The organism is Sphingomonas flavescens (assembly GCF_030866745.1).
In the GTDB taxonomy this organism is placed as follows: domain Bacteria; phylum Pseudomonadota; class Alphaproteobacteria; order Sphingomonadales; family Sphingomonadaceae; genus Sphingomicrobium; species Sphingomicrobium flavescens.
In genome coordinates, this window is the sequence record NZ_CP133016.1 from 2,309,759 (window position 1) to 2,328,089 (window position 18,331).

Here is an 18,331-nt window from a genome sequence, read left to right on the forward strand (position 1 = left end):
TGCATCTTAAAATCCGCTCTCGACTTATCGGACGCTGAAAGCACCGTTTCAGCTCAGTTATGAAGGTGATAGTAACTAATCCAAATTAATCCGATCCTATGGTCGGATCATTGGTGACGCGCAGCATTCGCGTGTCTTTCTTCTACTTCGCATTCGCCGCAGCTGCACTAACGACCACCCGGTACGACGGCGGCGTGGCTTTCTTCTGGCTGGCGACAGCCTACCTTATTGCGGAACTGAGTGTAGTGCGGCGACGCCAATGGCCGCTTCTTCTAACGGCGGGCTTCGTAACAACAGCTATAACCACCGGCCTGTTCGGCTTCGGCTGGCCAGCAGCCATCCCAATGGCCACCGCTAATACCCTCGAAGCGTTTGTTGCGGCTTATTACATCCGCAAACATGCGCCTGAGACGGCTTTAACGACCTTAAGCTGGTTAGGGAGATTTACGCTTTTTGCCGCGATCATTCCTCCGGTTTTCAGCGCGTGCATCGCGTCTGGCGTCGCCTTTTGGCTAGGAAAAGATCCTAGTAGCGCCGGCCTACATTTTTTCCTCGGCCACGCGCTCAGTAATCTGACTTTCGCGCCAATTTTCACCCTGCTGCTGCAGGGCGAGATCACCAAGAGTGTCAGACAGATGGCTGGCAAGGTGTTGGAAGCAATTTGTTTAATGGGTCTCAGCGTCGCGACAACCATCCTTTGCTTCTCCCAAAATCAGCTCCCGCTGTTGTTCCTCCCAATATTGCCCATCATCGTCGTAACATTCCGGCTGGGACGCGGCGGCACTGTCCTGGCCGTGCTATTCCTGTCGGTGTTTGGCGGCGCAATGACCATGCTGGGCATTGGCCCAACTCAGCTCGTCACTGGCACTCAGGGGATGCGCGTCCAGTTCTTGCAATTCTACCTTGCCATGACGGTTCTTACAGCTTGGCCCGTAAGCGCAGACCTGTCGAACCGTTCTCGTCTTCACCGGAAACTGCGCAACAGTGAAGCTCGATACCGGCTACTGGCAGAGCATTCTTCTGACATCCTGATGCAACTCAATGTCGACGGGTTCATACGTTACGTTTCACCCTCGGTGCAGCAACTGGGAGGTTATGAGCCTGAGGCATTAGTCGGAACTTCAGCGGGCGAACTCGTGGCGCCGCAGTATCGCGAGTTGATCCGCGGGTTGCACAAAGCCACCATGCGAGACCCGAACACGACGCACTGTTTTGAATATGAGGCCGTGGTCGCTGCTGGCGAAAAGCGCTGGTTCGAAACTCACGCGCGGGCCATCCTCGATGAGCGTGGCGAAGTCGACGGCACGCTAAGCATTATTCGCGACGTGTCCGCACGAAAGGCTACAGAACAGGCGCTGAGCATAGCCGCGTCAGTGGATCCGCTGACCGGCCTCCCGAACCGCCGCGCGTTTCAGCAAGCTGTTCAGCAACGCGTTGGCGATCGTCGCAAGCCCAACGTTCAAGATTGCATCGCTGTCCTCGACATCGACCACTTCAAGCACGTTAACGACACATACGGGCACGACGCCGGTGACCTGGTGCTTCAGAGCTTCGCTTCGATCGCACGCTGCTCGCTCCGCGAGACGGAACTTGTGGCCCGCATGGGCGGGGAAGAATTTGCCATCTTGTTTACCGACACCACCATTGAGCAGGCCCGGACGATCTGCGAACGCCTCCGCGCCGAACTTGCGGAGTCCATTACGGTGATCGACGGCAGCGCAATCCGTGTGACCGTCAGCGGTGGCGTAGCCCGGGTGGGGCCAGAGGGTTTCGAACACGCTTTAAAAGTCGCTGATATGGCGCTTTATCGAGCCAAGAATAGCGGACGTGATCAGCTCGCAATTGCCGCCTAGATCAGCACTGACTACAACGATTTAAATGCGCGATCGAAAGGGTCGGTTTGCGACCCATTAGGGCCGTTGGGCGGAAGTGCTTCCTGAGCTGGGGATCATGGCCGACCCTCACCGGCGTTGCTCAATCCGGCGCAAAAATAAGCCTGCTATTAATGCTTTCGTCCGCATCCTCACCTGGTGTCCGCGCGATCTCTATGCCCATCGATTTTCTGCAAAGGACATAATCCAGTCCAAGTACTGGTCAGTGAGCGCGAGGCTCTCGCCGTCAACGAGCCTGCCTTGAAGGACGCGATTACCTGCAAAAACTGCGGATTGGTTTACGTTCGCAATGCCCGAGGGAAACCGCACGTCCTCGGCACGCTGCGTCTCGCGGGACAATTCTACACTTGGAAGTCTGCCTACGTTGCACAAAGCAGCAACGAGGCGGGCTGAAGTTGGATCGCAAGCTTCGGTTCTGAGCCGAAAACCGGCGCCTCCTCGGTGTCCGCTTTCGACCCATTGCAGACATTAGCCGAGCGGCTGGGCTCTCCTGATGAAAGCCTACGTCGTTCGCCCAAGTATCGAAGTATTTGACGGCAGTGGCACCCTCTCGGCTGATGCAGACAGGGCCCTCCGCGTCATTGCCGAAATGGTGGCGGACTGTCTGCAACAAGGTGACGACACGAGCCATCACGCGGCGGTATGGGAGGGGTCGACGCAGGTAGCCACGCCCCCAAAGGTCATCGCATTGCCGGATCGACCGAGCCTCGTTGCTCTGGCCTTGAGGCTGTTAGACCCGAACGAACTGCTTGGCGGCGACGTGAGATCGACCGTGAACTGTCGGGCAGCGACGTTCGGCCAAGACGGGCAGGCAATGCTTTGTCTCAGGCACGAAGATGCAACTCCTACAACCCCGAAAGATGCGTTGGTCTCTGTTGCTGACTGTTCTGAGCATTTGGCAGGCACTGATTTGTTCGATGGAGGATGGCCATCAGTCTAGTGTCCGGTTTCGACCCATTGCGGACATTAGACACGCGGTCCAATGTTCGGCCATGCGGGCTCAAATACTTTGGTTCCCCCTTACCGCAGCTTTGCTCGTGGCTGCTTGTGACAGACCGGCGATTGACGCCTCACAAAGCCTGGTAGGCGCGAAGCAACTTCCAGGTGCCAAAACTCTGCGGCAGGAGATCATTCAGCTTAACCGCAGCTACGGCGGCGCCTCCTCAAGTTTGCTGTCGTATGAGTTGGGGCCAGACAACGGTCTGACCGTTACGGTTACACACCGCGATCCCGACACTTGGAAAGACATCACCGACGCTAAGGAGACGTCCAATCTCTCCACGCAAACGGCGTCGCAAGCGCGGAATGAACTCTGGAGGCTTCGTCCCGAAGCACTGCAAGGTGTGGAGGAGCGGGTCAGCCCCGCAGATTGTCCAACACCGCCAACGGACACGTTTCCGATCGCCGCTGTCGTGTTCATCGCGAAAGGTACGAAGCCCGGTATCAACGACCGGGTAGCAGTCGTAGACGTGCCTGCTCAATACACATGCGACACGCTCCAGGGCAGGGCTGCCCGCAACCTTATCGAAAAGGTTTTGCAGCAGTTTCCGCATTCAAAAGTCGCCGCTGAGTTCGACCGACGCCGCCCCACAGTGGTCATTCCATGAGCCTTCCGCTTCCCACCCATTGCGGACATTAGCCGACCCGCTTTACCCTGACGCGTATGCTGATCCCTTATTGGATTGAATGTGATGGTTCGCCCGGAGTGGGCATCACTGCGCAGTCAGAGGCTGATGCGTTGCTCCTCCTCGAAAAGGCCTTCGGTAACCAGCGCGGACCAACCCGTGTCACTCGGATCCATGACGCGACCGACTTAGATCAAAACCATGTGGTTCCGAACATGGGCAACTGGCTCAAGCGGGGCATCTGGTATCCGCTTGGCCATGAGAACATCGCTGAGTTTTAGCGTCAGCTTTCCACCCATTGCAGACATTAGCCCTCGATCGGCCCTGGAGTGTTTTAGTGTCTAGGCCTTAGCCCGCAGCGGTAGCACTTCGCCGTACCCAGCTGTCGGTCGTGCGATCGCAGACCATCAAATCTGGATAGGGGCGGCACAAAAGGTTTGCCGCATCGGGTGGGCCGTTGAGCCATTCACGCCAGTCCTGACGCTTGAGGATGACTGGCATTCGATCATGGACGTCAGCCACGTGGATGCAGGCCTCCGTCATGATCATCGTGTAAGCAGGACCCCATTCTGGCGTATCACGCCAAATGCCCGCCACGGCGAAAATTTCTTGGTTGGGGAGCGAGAACCAGGTCCTAGTTTTGGCGCCCTTCTCTCCCTCGGCTTCAGCAAAAGCGCTCACGGGAATAAGACAGCGCCGCTCCTGGAAGCTGAAGCGCCACATGAAGCTGTCCAGCTTGTCCGACCGCGCGTTATTCACCGGTTTGGGCTTGCTGCCGGGCTTTGAGTCTCGTGGCTTGAACGGGAATCCCCAGACCATCGAGCGCAAGGCGCCGTTGACCAAGACGATGCCGGGGTAGCCCGGGTAAGCCTCTCCACCGCCGGCGTTCCCGACTTCGCCGACATAAGCGTCGAACAGCTGGGCGACTTCCTCGTTGGAGTTTTTCAGGCGGTAGAGATTGCACATGGACGATTCCTAATCCCGGACTGAGCCATTCGACAACGGTCAGTCACGCATTCGTCGATACAGCTGCCGCCACGCACCTTCCGTGGTCGGGAAACGATCTTCCCCGGGCGATTTGTTGGTGGCCCGCACCCAGTTAGGACGCTGCCCACAGGCCGCGCACTTCAATCGATAGTGAAGTGTTGCAAGCTGAGTGTTCCAGCCGCGTAGCAGGCAATATCGATTGAACCGCTCGGCGCTGAGGATGCTGATGTGACCGCACCGGCATTCGACGTGCACGTTCGCGTTGAGGCGGATCAAATCAAGCAAGCAGTCGAGCCGACTATTAGCCGCCATTATGGGCGCCGGCGCACAGACCAGATCACAGTCGACAAGGCGGTCAGCAGCGCCGCCAATCCCATCATCATCGAACCATCAAGCACAAGCATCTCGCGACTCCATCGCATTGCTTGTTCCATTTTTGTTCTGGTGTAGGAAAGGCGAAAGTTGCTGCCTCGGGCTTAAAGCTCCAGCGCTTCCGACATCTCCAAAGCATCATCCACTTCGACGCCAAGGTAGCGCACCGTGCTCTCCAGCTTGGTATGCCCAAGCAGCAGCTGACACGCTCGCAGATTGCCGGTCTTTTTGTAGAGCAGCGCTACCTTCGTTCGCCGCAAGCTATGAGTGCCGTAGCCGGCTGGATCTAGGCCAACGAGCTGGACCCATTGGTCAACGAGCCGCGCATACTGTCTGGTCGTGATCGGGCGGCCGTGTCGCACCCTGCTTGGAAACAGAAAGTCGTCAGACTTTAGCGAGCGACGATCGATCCACGCGGCAATGGAGCGCCGTGCCTGCTCGGTAATCTCGAACTGGACGGGGCGACCGGTCTTCTGCTGCATTACCATGACACGAGACCTGACACCGCTTGCGGTCATGACATCGCCGACCCGCAGTTTGACAAGGTCACACCCGCGTAGCTTGCTGTCGAGCGCGAGGTCGAACAGGGCCAAGTCCCTTAATCGGTTACTGACCTGCAGGCGGACGCGGATGCCCCAGACATGAAAAGGCTTGAGAGCAAGCTTGGCGCCAGTCGGCCGGCGGCCAGGAAACCGAAAAGCAGGTGAGTAGAGCATCGGACGAACTCCAGCTGAGCTGAAGTCGGTACGCGTCGCCATCGTCCAAGGTCCGCCTTGGTTAGCCAACCACCAAGGAAAGCGCCAATACGAGAACGGTGGCTGCGAGGATCAATCGCCAGCCGGGATGATTTGCCGGCCGCTGGCCTTTCGCACTCAACGGCATGCCCGGGCAATGATCCGTCCGTTGTCCCACTTTGGTTTGTAGACTGCCTGGGCTCGCTGAAGCTGCCAGCAGGACAGGTTGACCGCTCCCGCCCATACGACAGCGACGGTCCGGCCAAATCGGTCAACGGTGACAGCTTGATACCTCACCCGGCCGTTTCGCCGGGCAGCAATCAGGCTGCGCTTCGAAGCCTGTCCGTCGCCTGCCGTGCAAACTCTCCATGCGGGGCAGTGGGAGATTTCCGGCGCATCGATGCCGAGCAGCCTGATCCGCTCGCCTCCACACCGTAGCGAGTCACCATCGACGATGTACGCGCTGGGACAATCGATCATGTTCCAACCTTAGTCGCTCGCCGCAATCGCGCTAGCGTCTGCAATGGGTGGAAAGCAGACGTTTGCGCTTACCCACAGTCTTCCGGCAGCACTAGATACACGCTCTGACGGGACCGACGCGCCACACCATCCTGCGAGTGGATCGCATTAATTTGTCATTAAACGAAGTCGGCGGCGTGTGTTATTGTCGCAGCGACTGTTTCTAAGTGAGTCGATCTCGCGTCGCGCAACGCCACGCGGAGAAGTAAGGAGCGGTATGGTTGTCAAACGTGCACATGCATGCGCTTCTGGGGGCAGTTAGGGCAAGGAGATGGGTATGCTGAGGAGCAGTACGACGTCCGTTGTCGGCGGGAACGGCAATGACATTCTCCGAGTGCCTTCAGGTCACTCGCTTTTCGATACAACATTCGACGGCGGAAAGGGTAGCGACACGCTTGACCTAACGAATTACTCTACGCGGGGCGTCACTATTCAGCTTATTGACGGATACATTCACTCCAACGGCAGCTCTGTCACAGACGTGGCCTACACGGGTGTCCCTGCGGCTAGCGCGCCGCTAACTGGAAGCGTCCGCGGCACAATCAAGAACGTCGAAAATCTCACAGGTTCTGCGGGCAACGACGTATTAGTCGTCGATATTAAGGGAGTGGTCACGACCATCAACGGCGGGGATGGCAACGACTACCTTTACGCGAATGTGTATGACAATTCTGCCACGCTCATCGGCGGACATGGGAATGACTGGCTCCTGTCGCTAGCGCCTTCAACTACGCTCGTCGGTGGCACGATGGACGCAACCGGCGCTCACGGCGACGGCCAGCGCGACTTTTTTGAACTTGGTCCGTACGCGACGATCCTCGACTTTGAGCTCGGCACTGATCGCCTGATTTTCAGCAGCAATCATAGCATGGATGCTGCGTTCGCGGCCGGACAATGGATAAGCGATGGGAAGGGCGGCTCGACGTTCATGGTCAACGGAGCCGCTGAAGTAACCCTTGCCGGAATTGCTCCCGCCTTGGCCCAGACGATCGATTACGGTTTTCACTACGTGCCGGACAACGGAGTGCTTCAGGGCTCTTCAGGCAAAGATGTTCTACAGACGAACGTCAACCAGGTCGACCGCGTGATCGTCGGAGCAAATAGCAACGACGACATCGTGACCCATTTTGATCCAGCCATGGACGTGCTTCAGTTCAATGACGGGCTGCAGCCAAATTGGAGCGACTCCGTCGTGAACGGAATGCCCTCACTACTGGCAACCTTTGCTGGTGGATCGCTCACGCTGACCGGGCTTACAACCGCGGATCTGGCGAACATGCACATAGACGGCGTTTCAGGTTTCCCTAGCACCTCCACGCCGATGCTCAGCTACTGGTCTGTAAGCACTGACCACCTAGTTTAGCAGTCACTGCCTCACGCGTTCTGCTCCCCATTGTCCTGGTGCCGGGTTCGAGCATGCTCGCGGGTGGCTTACTGATCTTCGGAGATTGCGAACCAATCATTAGCGGCATTGCGCTCGAGTCTAATAAAGGCCGCGGACCAGATCTCGGAAAGTTCATTAGCGATAATTCCCGAATGTCTGCTTTGGGTCGAAAGCGGACGCGGCGGCCTCATCTCCGATCAGGGAATACGGCATAGATGGCTGCCCATGACAGTCCCGAAAGTGCAAACCCGAAGAGGCTCCAAGTCGTCTCGCCCAATGCCCATAACGCCGCTGAGATCGCGGCCGTGACTGTCAAGGTTGAGGTGGCTGCGGGCAGTCTACGCATTGTCGCAGCTTAGCGTGATCAGCTAACGGCAGGAATGGGTGGAAAGCGGACATCCAACCGAATTGCCGATGTTATCCTCATCAGTCTACGACAACGCTCTTGCGATTCCCGTTGAGGCGTGGCCTGATACCCATCCATTTCTGCTAAGGAGCATGCGCAATGGATAAGTTGATTGTTGGGCTTGCCGCCTTCGGGCTTCTTATCACCTCAACGTCCGCGGTCTCGGCGCCGTGTCGAGACGCCAAGGGGAAATTCGTGAAATGCCCGACCGTTGCCGCGAAAACTGTGCGGTGTAAGGATTCGAAGGGCAAGTTTGCAAAATGCGGCACGCCGGGAGCCAGGCCCGTCAAATAATCAACGCGCGCGCGACTGAGCGCACATTGGCGCGGCGCCGGTGGCGAATCAACGCAGCAGTGTTCGGACTGCGCTGTGACGCGGCAATAAGCAGGGGATAATAATGGCCGACGAGAAACCGCAGACTGATTCCACTGATGTCACGCGCGACTGGCGCGCAACGCACGGACAGAAGTCGGCTGCAACCAGGCTGCGTATCTTCGCAATTATTGCTTGGGTAATCGCGATCGCGACCGAAATCGCCGGCGTGGTCATGCTTCGCCAGCACAAATTCGACCATGGCAATCTTGCCCTACTCATTGGACTTCTCGTTGGCATTGCGATCTTCGCCATCGCCGGTAGCCTCTTGTGGAAAGCTGCAAACCGCAAGGATCCTGCGCGAGAGGCCGACAGAGCCCGCTTCTTCTTCCAGAACCAGCTTGGCGCGATCGTCACGGTGATCGCTTTTCTTCCTCTCCTTGTTCTCATCTTCATGGACAAGGACATGGATCCCAAGAACAAGAAAATCGCGGGCGGTGTCGGTGTAGCGCTCGCCGCACTAGCGACGTTTATCGGGATCGACTTCAACCCGCCATCGGTCGAACAATACACCAAAGACATGAATACCTGCGCCGAGCAGATTAAGACAGGTCAACCGACAACCGCCTGTTCACCGGAGGTCGCTGACCAGGCGCAGGAAATCGCGCGCGATTCCAAAACGGTCGCCGACGCGACCAAAAGCGAAGCTAATCCCAATGGCCAAGACGTGGTCTATTGGATTGCTCCTGAAAATGGCGCCGCGCGATCGTCGACGCCACACGTCTTTCACCTTTGCCAAGGCGTGAGCCCACTCAAGGGCAAGACTGTCAACGAGGGCTCCGTGACCAAGGCCTACGCTGAGAATGCGACGCGAATTACAAAACAGATTCCGATGGAGCAGAAACAATGCGGATTTGCCGCTGCATCAAGCGCCGCAAACTAGCCTTTACGGAAAAGTTTCGTTTACCACGGACGTTCATTGCCCAACATTAATTGATATTATATTTTCGTTTCGCTCGGAGTTCTGACGAACAGGGAGAGATGAAAATGCGCGTTATCGCAGCTTTGGCCATGGCCGCAGCCGTAGCGACTGCAGCTTCGGCGCAGACCTACGTGCACGGATACACGCGTGGCGATGGCACTTATGTGGCGCCGCACTATCGCTCGAGCCCAGACAGCAGTCTGCTCAACAACTATTCCACGCGCGGTAACGTCAATCCGTACACTGGTCAGGTCGGAACCCGCGATCCATATGCCCAACCGTCGCGCGCGCCGTCGTTCGGTAACTACTCAAATCCCTATTCGACGTCCCCGACGCAGCCGCGCTCCAACAGCAGCTGCATCTTCGCGTCGCCCTGCTAAGACAGACCTGTTCTGTCGCTGAGACAAGCCGATGCTGAAAAGCATCTTCGCGGCGGCGTTTGCGCTCGCGTCACCGCTGTCTCTGGCCTCCATACCTACATTTGCGAGCTACAGCTCGCTTGCGGAAGCGCGCGGGTATTGCGGTGGCGGCAGTTACGTCAATTCGCGGGGGCACTGCGTGCAACGCCCGCGCTATGCGGCATCGGCGCCGGCGGGAGCGTCGGCACGTTGTCGCGATAACACGTATAGTTTTAGCGAAAGTCGTCGGGGCGCCTGCAGCCATCATGGTGGCGTTGCCAGCTGGCTTTGAGGTTGCGAACTCGCCGCATCCCGATGATGGAAGGCTATGACGTCGGAAAGCAATCCGAAATTTGATGCCAAGCCCGAGATCGCGCGTTGGGAACTTTACAGCTTGGCGACCATGCTTGTTTCGACCCATGGGGACGCAGCCGAGGCTCATGCTAGCATGCGACTTTTTGAGGCACAGGACGTCGCGGATGAGGCGGCGGAGATTACTTGGTCCGGCGTGCTGACACAGCTGCACCGGCTAAGGTCCGGGGGCTGAAGCGCGGGCCGCTACCCAGCACAATACGGGAAGCTCATTCTCCGCAGCATTCCGTAAGGCTGATGCTACCGCAGTGTCTGCTTTGGGCCGAAAGCGGACATTAGCTTCGGACCGATTTGCCCGCGATCCAATAGATGATTTCAAAGACAGCGATGGCGGGCCAAGACCATAGCCACACGAACAGAGTCACTTCATCCGGACTTCTGCGGGGTAGCAATAGGCCGCTTTTCGCGAGTTCGTTAGGGAAGCAAAATCCACCGCAACGCACTCCATAGCGGGCTGGCCAGCCAAGTCTGATGGAGAGGTAAAGCCCAAGCGCACCCCACACGACTACCGCTGCGACCAAAACGACCAGCATCCGCCGGTCAGGCGCTCGATCAACCTGGCTCACCTCCGTAGACAATCAGCTTTCGCTAATATCCGCAATGGGTCGAAAGCAGACGTCGGATCAGGCGCAATAGTCGTCCCGCAATCGCCGATTACGCCTTAATTCTTCGAGCGCTTCACCTTCGCGAGAAGCCCCCTCCATGATGGATCGGTTCGCAAGCTTCGCCTTGTACCGACCGGGCACGATGTCGTTCAGGATGTCGAACATCCGCTGCTCCCAATGCCACTCCTCGAGCCAGCGTGCTTTGCGGTTAGGATCCCGTGCTCGGCGATATTTATCAGCGAAAAAGTTGACCTCGTCCTGGGCTTCCGACCGCCGCTGTAGCGCCTGCTCCAGGCGATCACGCTGCTCTTTGGTCTGAGGTCCCTCAATCCGAACGCTGCCGGTCGAGGGGTCGAGGATCATATCGTCGGGATGCGGGATGGGCCGCGGCGGCTCGAGACCAGCTTTCTCGTGTTTGGCAATCACGTCACTCCATTGGTGCTTGAATTCGACAGCGTTGCCAAAGAGTTCCATGCGCGCCCGATGGTCATCCTGCTCCATGCGCGTGACCATTTCCGCGAGCGTACGCTGAGCGAAGCGATTGCCCTTGAGTGCTGAAACGCCCATCGCGCGGAACACCGCTTGGATGGCCGGCAGCTCGATGATTGCATCGCCCTCGCGCAGCGCAATCGGACGATAGGCTTCCTTGCGCAAAAATTCCTCGGCAGCCTTGAGCCCATATCCATGGTCGGGAGAGGCGGGGTTTTTCTTCCCCTTTGGTCGGCCTCGCGGATTACCCGAGACGCCTTTCTTGAACCGGTGCTCGGCCGGCGGCTTGCCATAGCCGACGACAAAGTCGCGCGTGGGCGGATCCTCACGCGCCATCAGGCTGCCTCGTCGCCCAGGCTCAGCCCGAGACGCTCATCGGCGACGTCCTCGAAGAATGGCCCGAAGTCAGCGAGCCGGGCCTTCTTGCCCGTCAAAGCCTCCCAACGCCGGACGATCGTGTCGCAATAGCGCTCGTCATATTCGATCAGGCGCGCGGATCGACCGGTCTTCTCAGCGGCGATGAGCGTCGATCCTGATCCTCCAAAACCGTCGAGTACGACTTCCCCGCGGCGCGAGCAGTCCCGGATCGCATCTGCAATCAGCGCCACTGGTTTGACGGTCGGATGCATGGCGAGTTCGTTGGACCGATCAGCGGAAATCGAGCTGATCCCCGCGTAGTCCCACACATTCGTGCGATAGCGACCAGTGTCGCCTAAGCCAAAGCTGTTGGTGTGCGGCGTAGTCCCTTGCTTGAACACGAATATCAGCTCGTGCTTCGAGCGATAGAATGCGCCCATCCCGCCGTTCGTCTTGTTCCAGACGACAAGGTTCTTGAGTTCGGTGAAGGCGCTGCTTCCCGCGGCAAGCAGTTCACCCATATGGCGCCAGTCCATGCATACGAAGGCGATTGCGCCGTCCCGCATCACCCGGCTCAGATTGCTAAGTGTCGAAGCTAGGAAGTCCGTAAACTGCGCCTTGCTCATTTCGCCCGACGCGAAGGCAAACTCGCGATGCTTGACCGCGCCAAGCCCGCAGACGTTACCGTTGATCGCGACGTTATACGGCGGGTCGGTAAAGATGAGATCGGCATGACCACCGTCCATCAGGCGATCGAGCTGGGCTGCGCTTCGCGTATCGCCGCACAGCAATCGGTGCCGGCCCAGCGCCCAGAGATCGCCCTTTCGCGACACTGGCGGACCGGCCGCGACCGCCACCTTGTCTTCCGGCGTATCGGGGTTGACGGGATCGGACTCACTTGCCTCGTCGAGCAGGAGATCGATTTCGGCCAAGCTAAAGCCGGTTACCTCGACGTCAAACTCAAGATCAACCAAGGCCTGCAGCTCGATCGCCAGGATCTCCTTGTCCCAACCAGCATTGAGCGCGAGCTTGTTGTCGGCAAGAACGTAGGCGCGCCGGTCAGCCTCGGACAGATGAGACAAAGCGATCGTCGGTACACTCTTCCACCCGAGCGACTTCGCGGCCTCAACCCGGCCGTGGCCGGCGATGATCTCGCCGTCGTCAGAGACGAGCACCGGATTGGTGAAACCGAACCGTTCGATCGATGCCGCAATTTGGCGCAGCTGCGCTTTGGAGTGAGTCCGCGCATTTCGCGCATAAGGACGCAAGCCATCGAGAGGTCGATCGATAATCTTAACGCTGGACATGGCCCACCCCGGATCAACGTAAACGATGATGGTATTATGAAGTGAACGCTTGCTATCGTCAATCGCGGGCTTATGCTATCGGTCTACTATATTGAACGGCTCGCCTCATGAACTTCGCGCGAAAGCTCAGCCAACTTCGCATAGCCAACCGGATGTCGCTCCAGGACGTCGCCACGGCGATTGGCGTATCCAAAGCCCACGTCTTCAACCTTGAGAAGGGAACGACAGCTAACCCTTCGATGGAGCTGGTCGTGAAGCTGGCGACGCTTTTCCGCGTGCGGGTGAGCGATCTCGTCGGAGACAATCCTGAAGGTGACGATCAGCCGCCCGAGATGGTTGCTATGTTCCGCGATCTCAAAAGCTTGGACGAGGCGGATCGTGAGACAATCCAGCTCTTGATGCAAACGATGAAAAAGCGCCGCGAGGGCAGGGGATGAGTGTCAGCCGCCTCGACCTCGATGAGGTAGGGTCGGCGAGCGGACTGGCAGCCAAAATTCACGAGCTGTGCCCGGATCTTTCGCTCGACTTCGATATCGAGGCCTTGTGCCGGCAACTCGACATCGACCAAATCAAGCGGATCGATACGCACGCCTTTGCCGCAGCGTTAGTGACAGACGAGAACAAGGCCTTCGGGTCGATCCTGCTCAGTTCAAAGACGGGGCGGCGGCGAGCCCGCTTTTCGATCGGCCACGAGCTCGGACATTTCCTGATGCCGTCCCACATGCCTCGGGAAGGCCAATCCTTTGCATGCTTGGCCGACGACCTACGGCTTGGCGACGCTCGCGAGCAGGATCGTGCTAGGCGCAAGGAAGCCGAGGCCAACAAGTTCGCCGCGGAGCTTTTGATGCCCGCAGCGAAGGTGAAGTCTCGATTTGCATCGCTCGAACCGGATTTGGTTGAAGTCGCCCGCCTCGCCGACGCTTTCGACGTCAGCAAGGGAGCGATGCTCAGACGATACATTGATCTGCACCCAGCCGAGCTCGCTGCAGTCGTCCTCCAGTGGAATAGGGTTGTGGCAATCTACCGCCCAAACACGTTTCCGTGGATCGAAGCCAAAATCGGCCAATTGGTTCCCGTGGACTCTATCGCCCACGCGCACGAACTTGCTCCCGGCTCAACCAGCGAGGTTGAGGAATGCGACCTCGAAACCTGGCTAAACGACTATTCGGCTAAAAACGTCGAGGTGTTGTGCGAACAAGTAGCGGCGCAACAGGGAGGGTTCTCGACAGTTTTGCTCTTAGCCGAGCTGGCTGACTAGCTAGCGCCGCTCTTCCGCAAATCAATTGCCTGTTCTCGCGCGAGCGCCTGCGCATAAATCCCTGATCCGCCGTTTTCGCTTCGCTATTCGAAGATATCCAATTCCCTGTTCCGGCGTGTAGGGAATTTGGCTCGGAAACGGCGGATTTCGGGGGCTAATCGCGGCCTGGAACGGCCATCCAAACGCCGAAATGTCGACGTTTCCCTGTAAATTCCCTGTTTAGCAGGGATAACAGGGTGAGAGCGGTTAGCTACGCACTGCCTGCGTCACCAACCACCGCATCTTCATTCAATCGAGTTCCGCGCTATTGGACCAATCGGCGCACTTTGCGTTGTGCCGGTGAAGGGAACGAGCTTTGGAGCATCGGGTGCAGCAGATTGCCCTCGTGGCCGGCGGCGCAGGATTCATTGGCGCCAATCTGTGCGACCGTCTGCTGCGTGACGGCGCGCGCGTCATTTGCATCGACAATTTCCAGACTGGACGGGCAGAGAACCTGCGGGCGTTCGAGGGCGAGCGAGCGTTCGAATTCATCGAACGGGATGTGATCGATGAGCTGCCCGAACATCTGTCTGACGCGGGCCTGACGCACATCTACAACCTCGCATGCGCGGCGTCGCCGCCCCACTATCAGGCCGATCCCGAACACACGATGCTGACCAACGTGCTCGGGACACGCAACCTCTTGCGGCTTGCAGAGCAGACCGGTGCCCGGTTTCTGCTGAGCTCGACCAGCGAAGTGTACGGCGACCCGGAGGTCCACCCGCAAACGGAGGATTACCGCGGCGCCGTCAGCTGCACGGGACCGCGCGCATGTTACGACGAGGGCAAGCGCGCTGCTGAAACGCTTGCCTTCGACTTCTTTCGGGCTCGCCGCGCGGACGTGCGTGTCGCGCGTTTGTTCAATACCTACGGGCCCAAGATGCGCTGCGATGATGGGCGGGTAATCTCCAACGTCATCTGCCAGGCGCTCGCCGGCGATGACATCACGATCTACGGCGACGGTTCGCAAAGCCGAAGCTTTTGCTTCATCGACGATATGATCGACGCGCTGACCGGCCTGATGCACAGCGAACAAGCGGCCGGGATCCCGGTCAACCTCGGCAATCCTGACGAATGGACCGTCAATCGGCTGGCTGACCTGATCGTTGCGATGACGGGAAGCCCATCACGGATCATCCACCATCCGCTACCCGTGGACGACCCGAAGCGCCGCCGGCCCGACATCACTCGCGCACAGGCATTGCTGGGATGGCAGCCGGTCACCGATCTCAGGCGCGGATTGGGCGAGACGATCAAGTGGTTCGAAGAAGAGCATAACCGCGTGGCTCTGCCACTCTACGCGGGTGCCGCGATCGCAGTCGCGGCCGAATAGGATAGCGACGACGTGGCCGGTTGCGCCGCCGAAAAATTTTAATGCCCGGAACAACCGCGTTTGAATTCCGGAGGTTTGCCGCCCATGCAGCTACGGAACGACGAACAGAGGCTTAATGACGCGTATTGTCGTGATCGGATTGGGATACGTCGGCTTGCCGCTGGCAGTTGCATTGGCACGCAAGTTTGACGTGATTGGCTTTGATATCCACGTCCATCGAATTGCTGAATTGCGGCAATTCCAGGATCGGACAGGCGAGGTCGCAACGGCCGAGCTCCAGGCGTCTAGCTTACGAGTCACCTCAGATCCTAGCGATTGCGCTGGCGCCGAAATCTACATCGTCACCGTTCCGACACCGGTCGATGCCCGGAAGCGGCCGGATCTCGGTGCGGTGCTCTCAGCGACAGAGATGCTGGCCGGGCTGCTGGATCCGGCACGCCGCCCCACCATCATCTACGAAAGCACCGTTTATCCCGGTGTCACGGAAGAAATTTGCGGTCCCAGGATCGAAGCCACTTCCGGCCTGAAGCGCGGCCCTGACTTCAGGCTCGCGTATAGCCCGGAGCGCATAAACCCGGGCGATAAGGTCCACAGCGTAGATAAGATCACGAAAGTGATTGCCGGAGAGGACGCGGAAGTCCTGGAGCAACTCTCCACCATTTATGGCGCCATCACTACTGGCGGAGTGTTCCGGGCCGCCTCTATCAAAGCTGCGGAAGCTGCCAAGGCCATCGAGAATGCTCAGCGGGATATCAACATCGCGTTCATCAACGAAGTCACGCAAATCTTCTCAATGATTGGGCTCTCGATCGCAGATGTGCTTGCGGCCGCCAGGACCAAATGGAATTTCCTCAACTTCGAGCCCGGGCTGGTCGGGGGCCACTGCATCGGCGTTGATCCTTTCTATCTAAGCTATCTTGCCGAGCAGGTCGGGCATGATCCGCAAGTCATCCTCGCTGGACGCAAAACGAATGACGAAATGTCGACCTGGATCGCCGATTGCCTTCATAGTCTTCGTGGTGCCGCCGGGACTGCCTTGGTCATGGGATTGACCTTCAAGGAAGACGTCCCGACCTCAGAAACAGCCGGTCATTCGATCTTGTGCGGCGGCTGCAATGGCTCGGGCACAAGGTTGTCGTCGCCGACCCGATCGCCTCTCCCGCTGAGGTGAGGGCCGAGTCTGGGCTTGAGCTTACCGACCCCGTCGTCGGCGCTTACGACTTGGTGATTGGAGCCGTCGCGCACCGTCAGTACAAGGATTTAAGCGAGGGTGAGTTGGGGCGTCTCGTTTCGCGCGGCGGGACGCTCGCCGATCTCAAGGGCATTTGGCGGAGTAGAGATTTGCCGGCTGAAATCAGTCGATGGACTCTTTGATCGGCTGCAAGGAGCGCGGCCACGCCGTCTGGTCAGGCGCCGATCTCAACTTCCTGGCACATCGTCGGTGCGTCCATAAACGTCGTCGAAGCGGACGATGTCATCTTCGCCGAGGTAGCCACCACACTGCACTTCAATAAGTTCGAGCGGCTTATCGCCGGGGTTCGCGAGGCGGTGCTTCGTTTCCACCGGGATGTAGACTGACTGGTTTGGCCCCAACATCGATACTTCATCGCCGACCGTCACTTCAGCAGTGCCCCGCACCACGACCCAGTGTTCCGAGCGCTGATGATGCAATTGTAGCGAAAGCGTCTGACCCGGTTCCACGACGATTGTTTTGACCTGAAAACCGGGGCCCGAAGAGATCGACTCGTAAGATCCCCACGGGCGAAACACTTTTGCCGGAGAGACGACGCGGTCGTTTTGTACTTCGGCCACCAAGCTCTTCAGGTCGGCCATTCGTTCCAGCGGCGCTATCAGCACAGCGTCGCGGACCGCGATCACAGCCATATTGTCCAGACCGGCGACCGCCAGCGTCGATCCGCTATCATTACGAAGCAGTGAGTTGCGGGTGTCGAGCGCAACCACGTCACCCTGAACCACGTTGCTGTTGTGATCCTTATCACCCAGCTTCCAGACCGCGTCCCAAGAGCCCACGTCGGACCATTTCATGCTCACAGGCACGACCATGCCGCGATTGGTTTTTTCCATGATGGCATGGTCGATCGAGATGTTCTTCGCTTCAAGAAACGCATCGGTTTGTGGGCGCACGAAGAGCTCGTCCGTCGTTGCAGCAGCAACAGATCGCTCAATGGCGTCAAGGCTGTCCGGAAGATACCGACGCATCTCGTCGATCAGCGTGCTGGCCTTCACAAGGAAAATGCCGGCGTTCCAGAAGAAGCGGCCGCTCGAGAAATATTCGGACGCAGTCTCCGCGTCCGGCTTTTCGACAAAGCGTGCGATGGGCCGAACTCGAGCGCTTGGCTGCTCCGCGGCGCCAGCCTCAATGTAGCCATATTGAGTATTAGGTTCGGTTGGCGTGGCGCCAAAGGTAACAATGGCGCCAGCTTGGGCATGGTCGCATCCGCTTTCGATCGCCTCAATAAACGCTGCGCGATCGCCGATCACATGATCCGACGGCATTAGGAGCATCAAATCGTCTGAACCCGCTTTCAGCAGCCAGGCAGCAGCCAGTGCTGCCGCTGCGGAAGTGTTGCGTCCGGCAGGCTCGAGCAGGATAGCTTTAACTGGGGCTCCGATGTCGATCAGTTGCCGCTTGATAAAGAAACGCTGCTCCTCACCGCTGACGATGAGTGCGGGCGCGAATCTGTCACCGCTCAGGCGCGCCGCAGTCTCCTGAAGAAGCGATTGCTCGCCAGTCACCGGTAGCAGCTGCTTCGGGAATGTCTGCCGTGATACCGGCCAGAGCCGGGTACCGGCACCCCCGCACAAAATCACGGGGCGGATGGGTGTTGCGTCAGCGATCACACGCTTGCCTACTCATACCGTCTGCTATGCCGAAGATCATCACGATCGTCGAATGGCAGTCATCTTTAAATTATCGTTTAATTCTACTGACGCCTTAA

20 protein-coding genes are annotated in these 18,331 nt (G+C 58.4%); 14 read left to right on the forward strand and 6 right to left on the reverse strand.

Features of this window, described 5'->3' with window-relative positions:
• Positions 1-113: 113 nt before the first annotated feature.
• The 4 genes from QU596_RS11850 to QU596_RS11865 all read left to right on the forward strand — a co-directional run bounded on the left by QU596_RS11850 (position 114) and on the right by QU596_RS11865 (position 3,798).
• On the forward strand, positions 114-1,853 hold the full coding sequence (locus QU596_RS11850; RefSeq protein ID WP_308515719.1) for a sensor domain-containing diguanylate cyclase: 1,740 nt from the start codon (positions 114-116) through the stop codon (positions 1,851-1,853).
• Between the two features lie 532 nt (positions 1,854-2,385).
• Positions 2,386-2,832, forward strand: coding sequence for a hypothetical protein (locus QU596_RS11855; RefSeq protein WP_308515720.1), 447 nt, complete (start codon positions 2,386-2,388; stop codon positions 2,830-2,832).
• 52 nt (positions 2,833-2,884) lie between these two features.
• Complete coding sequence (locus QU596_RS11860) at positions 2,885-3,499, forward strand: hypothetical protein (RefSeq protein ID WP_308515721.1); 615 nt, start codon at positions 2,885-2,887, stop codon at positions 3,497-3,499.
• Positions 3,500-3,555: 56 nt separating this feature from the next.
• Positions 3,556-3,798 (forward strand): hypothetical protein, encoded by a 243-nt coding sequence (locus QU596_RS11865; RefSeq protein WP_308515722.1) that lies wholly within the window; start codon positions 3,556-3,558, stop codon positions 3,796-3,798.
• 67 nt (positions 3,799-3,865) lie between these two features.
• On the opposite strand, the gene QU596_RS11870 is transcribed toward QU596_RS11865, so the two are convergent.
• Positions 3,866-4,483 (reverse strand): SOS response-associated peptidase, encoded by a 618-nt coding sequence (locus QU596_RS11870; RefSeq protein WP_308515724.1) that lies wholly within the window; start codon positions 4,481-4,483, stop codon positions 3,866-3,868.
• 249 nt (positions 4,484-4,732) lie between these two features.
• On the opposite strand from QU596_RS11870, the gene QU596_RS11875 reads away from it, so the two are divergent.
• Complete coding sequence (locus QU596_RS11875; RefSeq protein ID WP_308515726.1) at positions 4,733-4,954, forward strand: hypothetical protein; 222 nt, start codon at positions 4,733-4,735, stop codon at positions 4,952-4,954.
• 26 nt (positions 4,955-4,980) lie between these two features.
• Here the strand turns inward: QU596_RS11875 and QU596_RS11880 are convergent, their stop codons facing one another.
• Positions 4,981-5,592, reverse strand: a complete 612-nt coding sequence (locus QU596_RS11880; protein ID WP_420030983.1) for a tyrosine-type recombinase/integrase — start codon at positions 5,590-5,592, stop codon at positions 4,981-4,983.
• A gap of 156 nt (positions 5,593-5,748) precedes the next feature.
• Positions 5,749-6,090, reverse strand: coding sequence for a thermonuclease family protein (locus QU596_RS11885; protein WP_308515730.1), 342 nt, complete (start codon positions 6,088-6,090; stop codon positions 5,749-5,751).
• A gap of 316 nt (positions 6,091-6,406) precedes the next feature.
• Between QU596_RS11885 and QU596_RS11890 the strand changes: the two genes are divergently transcribed.
• From QU596_RS11890 to QU596_RS13705, 4 genes are all read left to right on the forward strand, one after another.
• Complete coding sequence (locus QU596_RS11890; protein ID WP_308515732.1) at positions 6,407-7,492, forward strand: calcium-binding protein; 1,086 nt, start codon at positions 6,407-6,409, stop codon at positions 7,490-7,492.
• 824 nt (positions 7,493-8,316) lie between these two features.
• On the forward strand, positions 8,317-9,174 hold the full coding sequence (locus QU596_RS11895; protein WP_308515734.1) for a succinate dehydrogenase/fumarate reductase transmembrane subunit: 858 nt from the start codon (positions 8,317-8,319) through the stop codon (positions 9,172-9,174).
• Between the two features lie 104 nt (positions 9,175-9,278).
• Entirely contained in the window at positions 9,279-9,593 is a 315-nt protein-coding gene (locus QU596_RS11900; protein WP_308515736.1) for a hypothetical protein, read from the forward strand.
• Positions 9,594-9,624: 31 nt separating this feature from the next.
• The gene (locus QU596_RS13705; protein WP_420030920.1) at positions 9,625-9,903 is read left to right on the forward strand and encodes a DUF3761 domain-containing protein; all 279 of its coding nucleotides are present in this window, start codon (positions 9,625-9,627) and stop codon (positions 9,901-9,903) included.
• Positions 9,904-10,606: 703 nt separating this feature from the next.
• Here QU596_RS13705 and QU596_RS11905 read toward each other — a convergent pair.
• Both QU596_RS11905 and QU596_RS11910 read right to left on the reverse strand, forming a co-directional pair.
• On the reverse strand, positions 10,607-11,413 hold the full coding sequence (locus QU596_RS11905; protein ID WP_308515738.1) for a DUF5681 domain-containing protein: 807 nt from the start codon (positions 11,411-11,413) through the stop codon (positions 10,607-10,609).
• Positions 11,413-12,741, reverse strand: coding sequence for a site-specific DNA-methyltransferase (locus QU596_RS11910; protein ID WP_308515740.1), 1,329 nt, complete (start codon positions 12,739-12,741; stop codon positions 11,413-11,415). Before QU596_RS11910 ends, QU596_RS11905 begins: the two co-directional genes overlap by 1 nt.
• A gap of 107 nt (positions 12,742-12,848) precedes the next feature.
• On the opposite strand from QU596_RS11910, the gene QU596_RS11915 reads away from it, so the two are divergent.
• The 5 genes from QU596_RS11915 (at position 12,849) to QU596_RS11935 (ending at position 16,745) form a co-directional block, all read left to right on the forward strand.
• Positions 12,849-13,178: a helix-turn-helix domain-containing protein gene (locus QU596_RS11915; protein ID WP_308515742.1), complete on the forward strand. Its 330-nt coding sequence runs from the start codon at positions 12,849-12,851 to the stop codon at positions 13,176-13,178.
• Positions 13,175-13,999 carry an ImmA/IrrE family metallo-endopeptidase gene (locus QU596_RS11920; RefSeq protein ID WP_308515744.1) on the forward strand — a complete coding sequence of 275 codons (825 nt, stop codon included), beginning with the start codon at positions 13,175-13,177 and terminating at the stop codon, positions 13,997-13,999. Before QU596_RS11915 ends, QU596_RS11920 begins: the two co-directional genes overlap by 4 nt.
• 367 nt (positions 14,000-14,366) lie before the next feature.
• Positions 14,367-15,371 (forward strand): UDP-glucuronic acid decarboxylase family protein, encoded by a 1,005-nt coding sequence (locus QU596_RS11925; protein ID WP_308515746.1) that lies wholly within the window; start codon positions 14,367-14,369, stop codon positions 15,369-15,371.
• A gap of 115 nt (positions 15,372-15,486) precedes the next feature.
• Positions 15,487-16,542 carry a nucleotide sugar dehydrogenase gene (locus QU596_RS11930; protein ID WP_308515748.1) on the forward strand — a complete coding sequence of 352 codons (1,056 nt, stop codon included), beginning with the start codon at positions 15,487-15,489 and terminating at the stop codon, positions 16,540-16,542.
• Positions 16,473-16,745, forward strand: a complete 273-nt coding sequence (locus tag QU596_RS11935) for a Rossmann-fold NAD(P)-binding domain-containing protein (RefSeq protein WP_308515750.1) — start codon at positions 16,473-16,475, stop codon at positions 16,743-16,745. Before QU596_RS11930 ends, QU596_RS11935 begins: the two co-directional genes overlap by 70 nt.
• 45 nt (positions 16,746-16,790) lie before the next feature.
• On the opposite strand, the gene QU596_RS11940 is transcribed toward QU596_RS11935, so the two are convergent.
• Positions 16,791-18,233 (reverse strand): mannose-1-phosphate guanylyltransferase/mannose-6-phosphate isomerase, encoded by a 1,443-nt coding sequence (locus tag QU596_RS11940; protein ID WP_308515752.1) that lies wholly within the window; start codon positions 18,231-18,233, stop codon positions 16,791-16,793.
• Positions 18,234-18,331 lie beyond the last annotated feature (98 nt).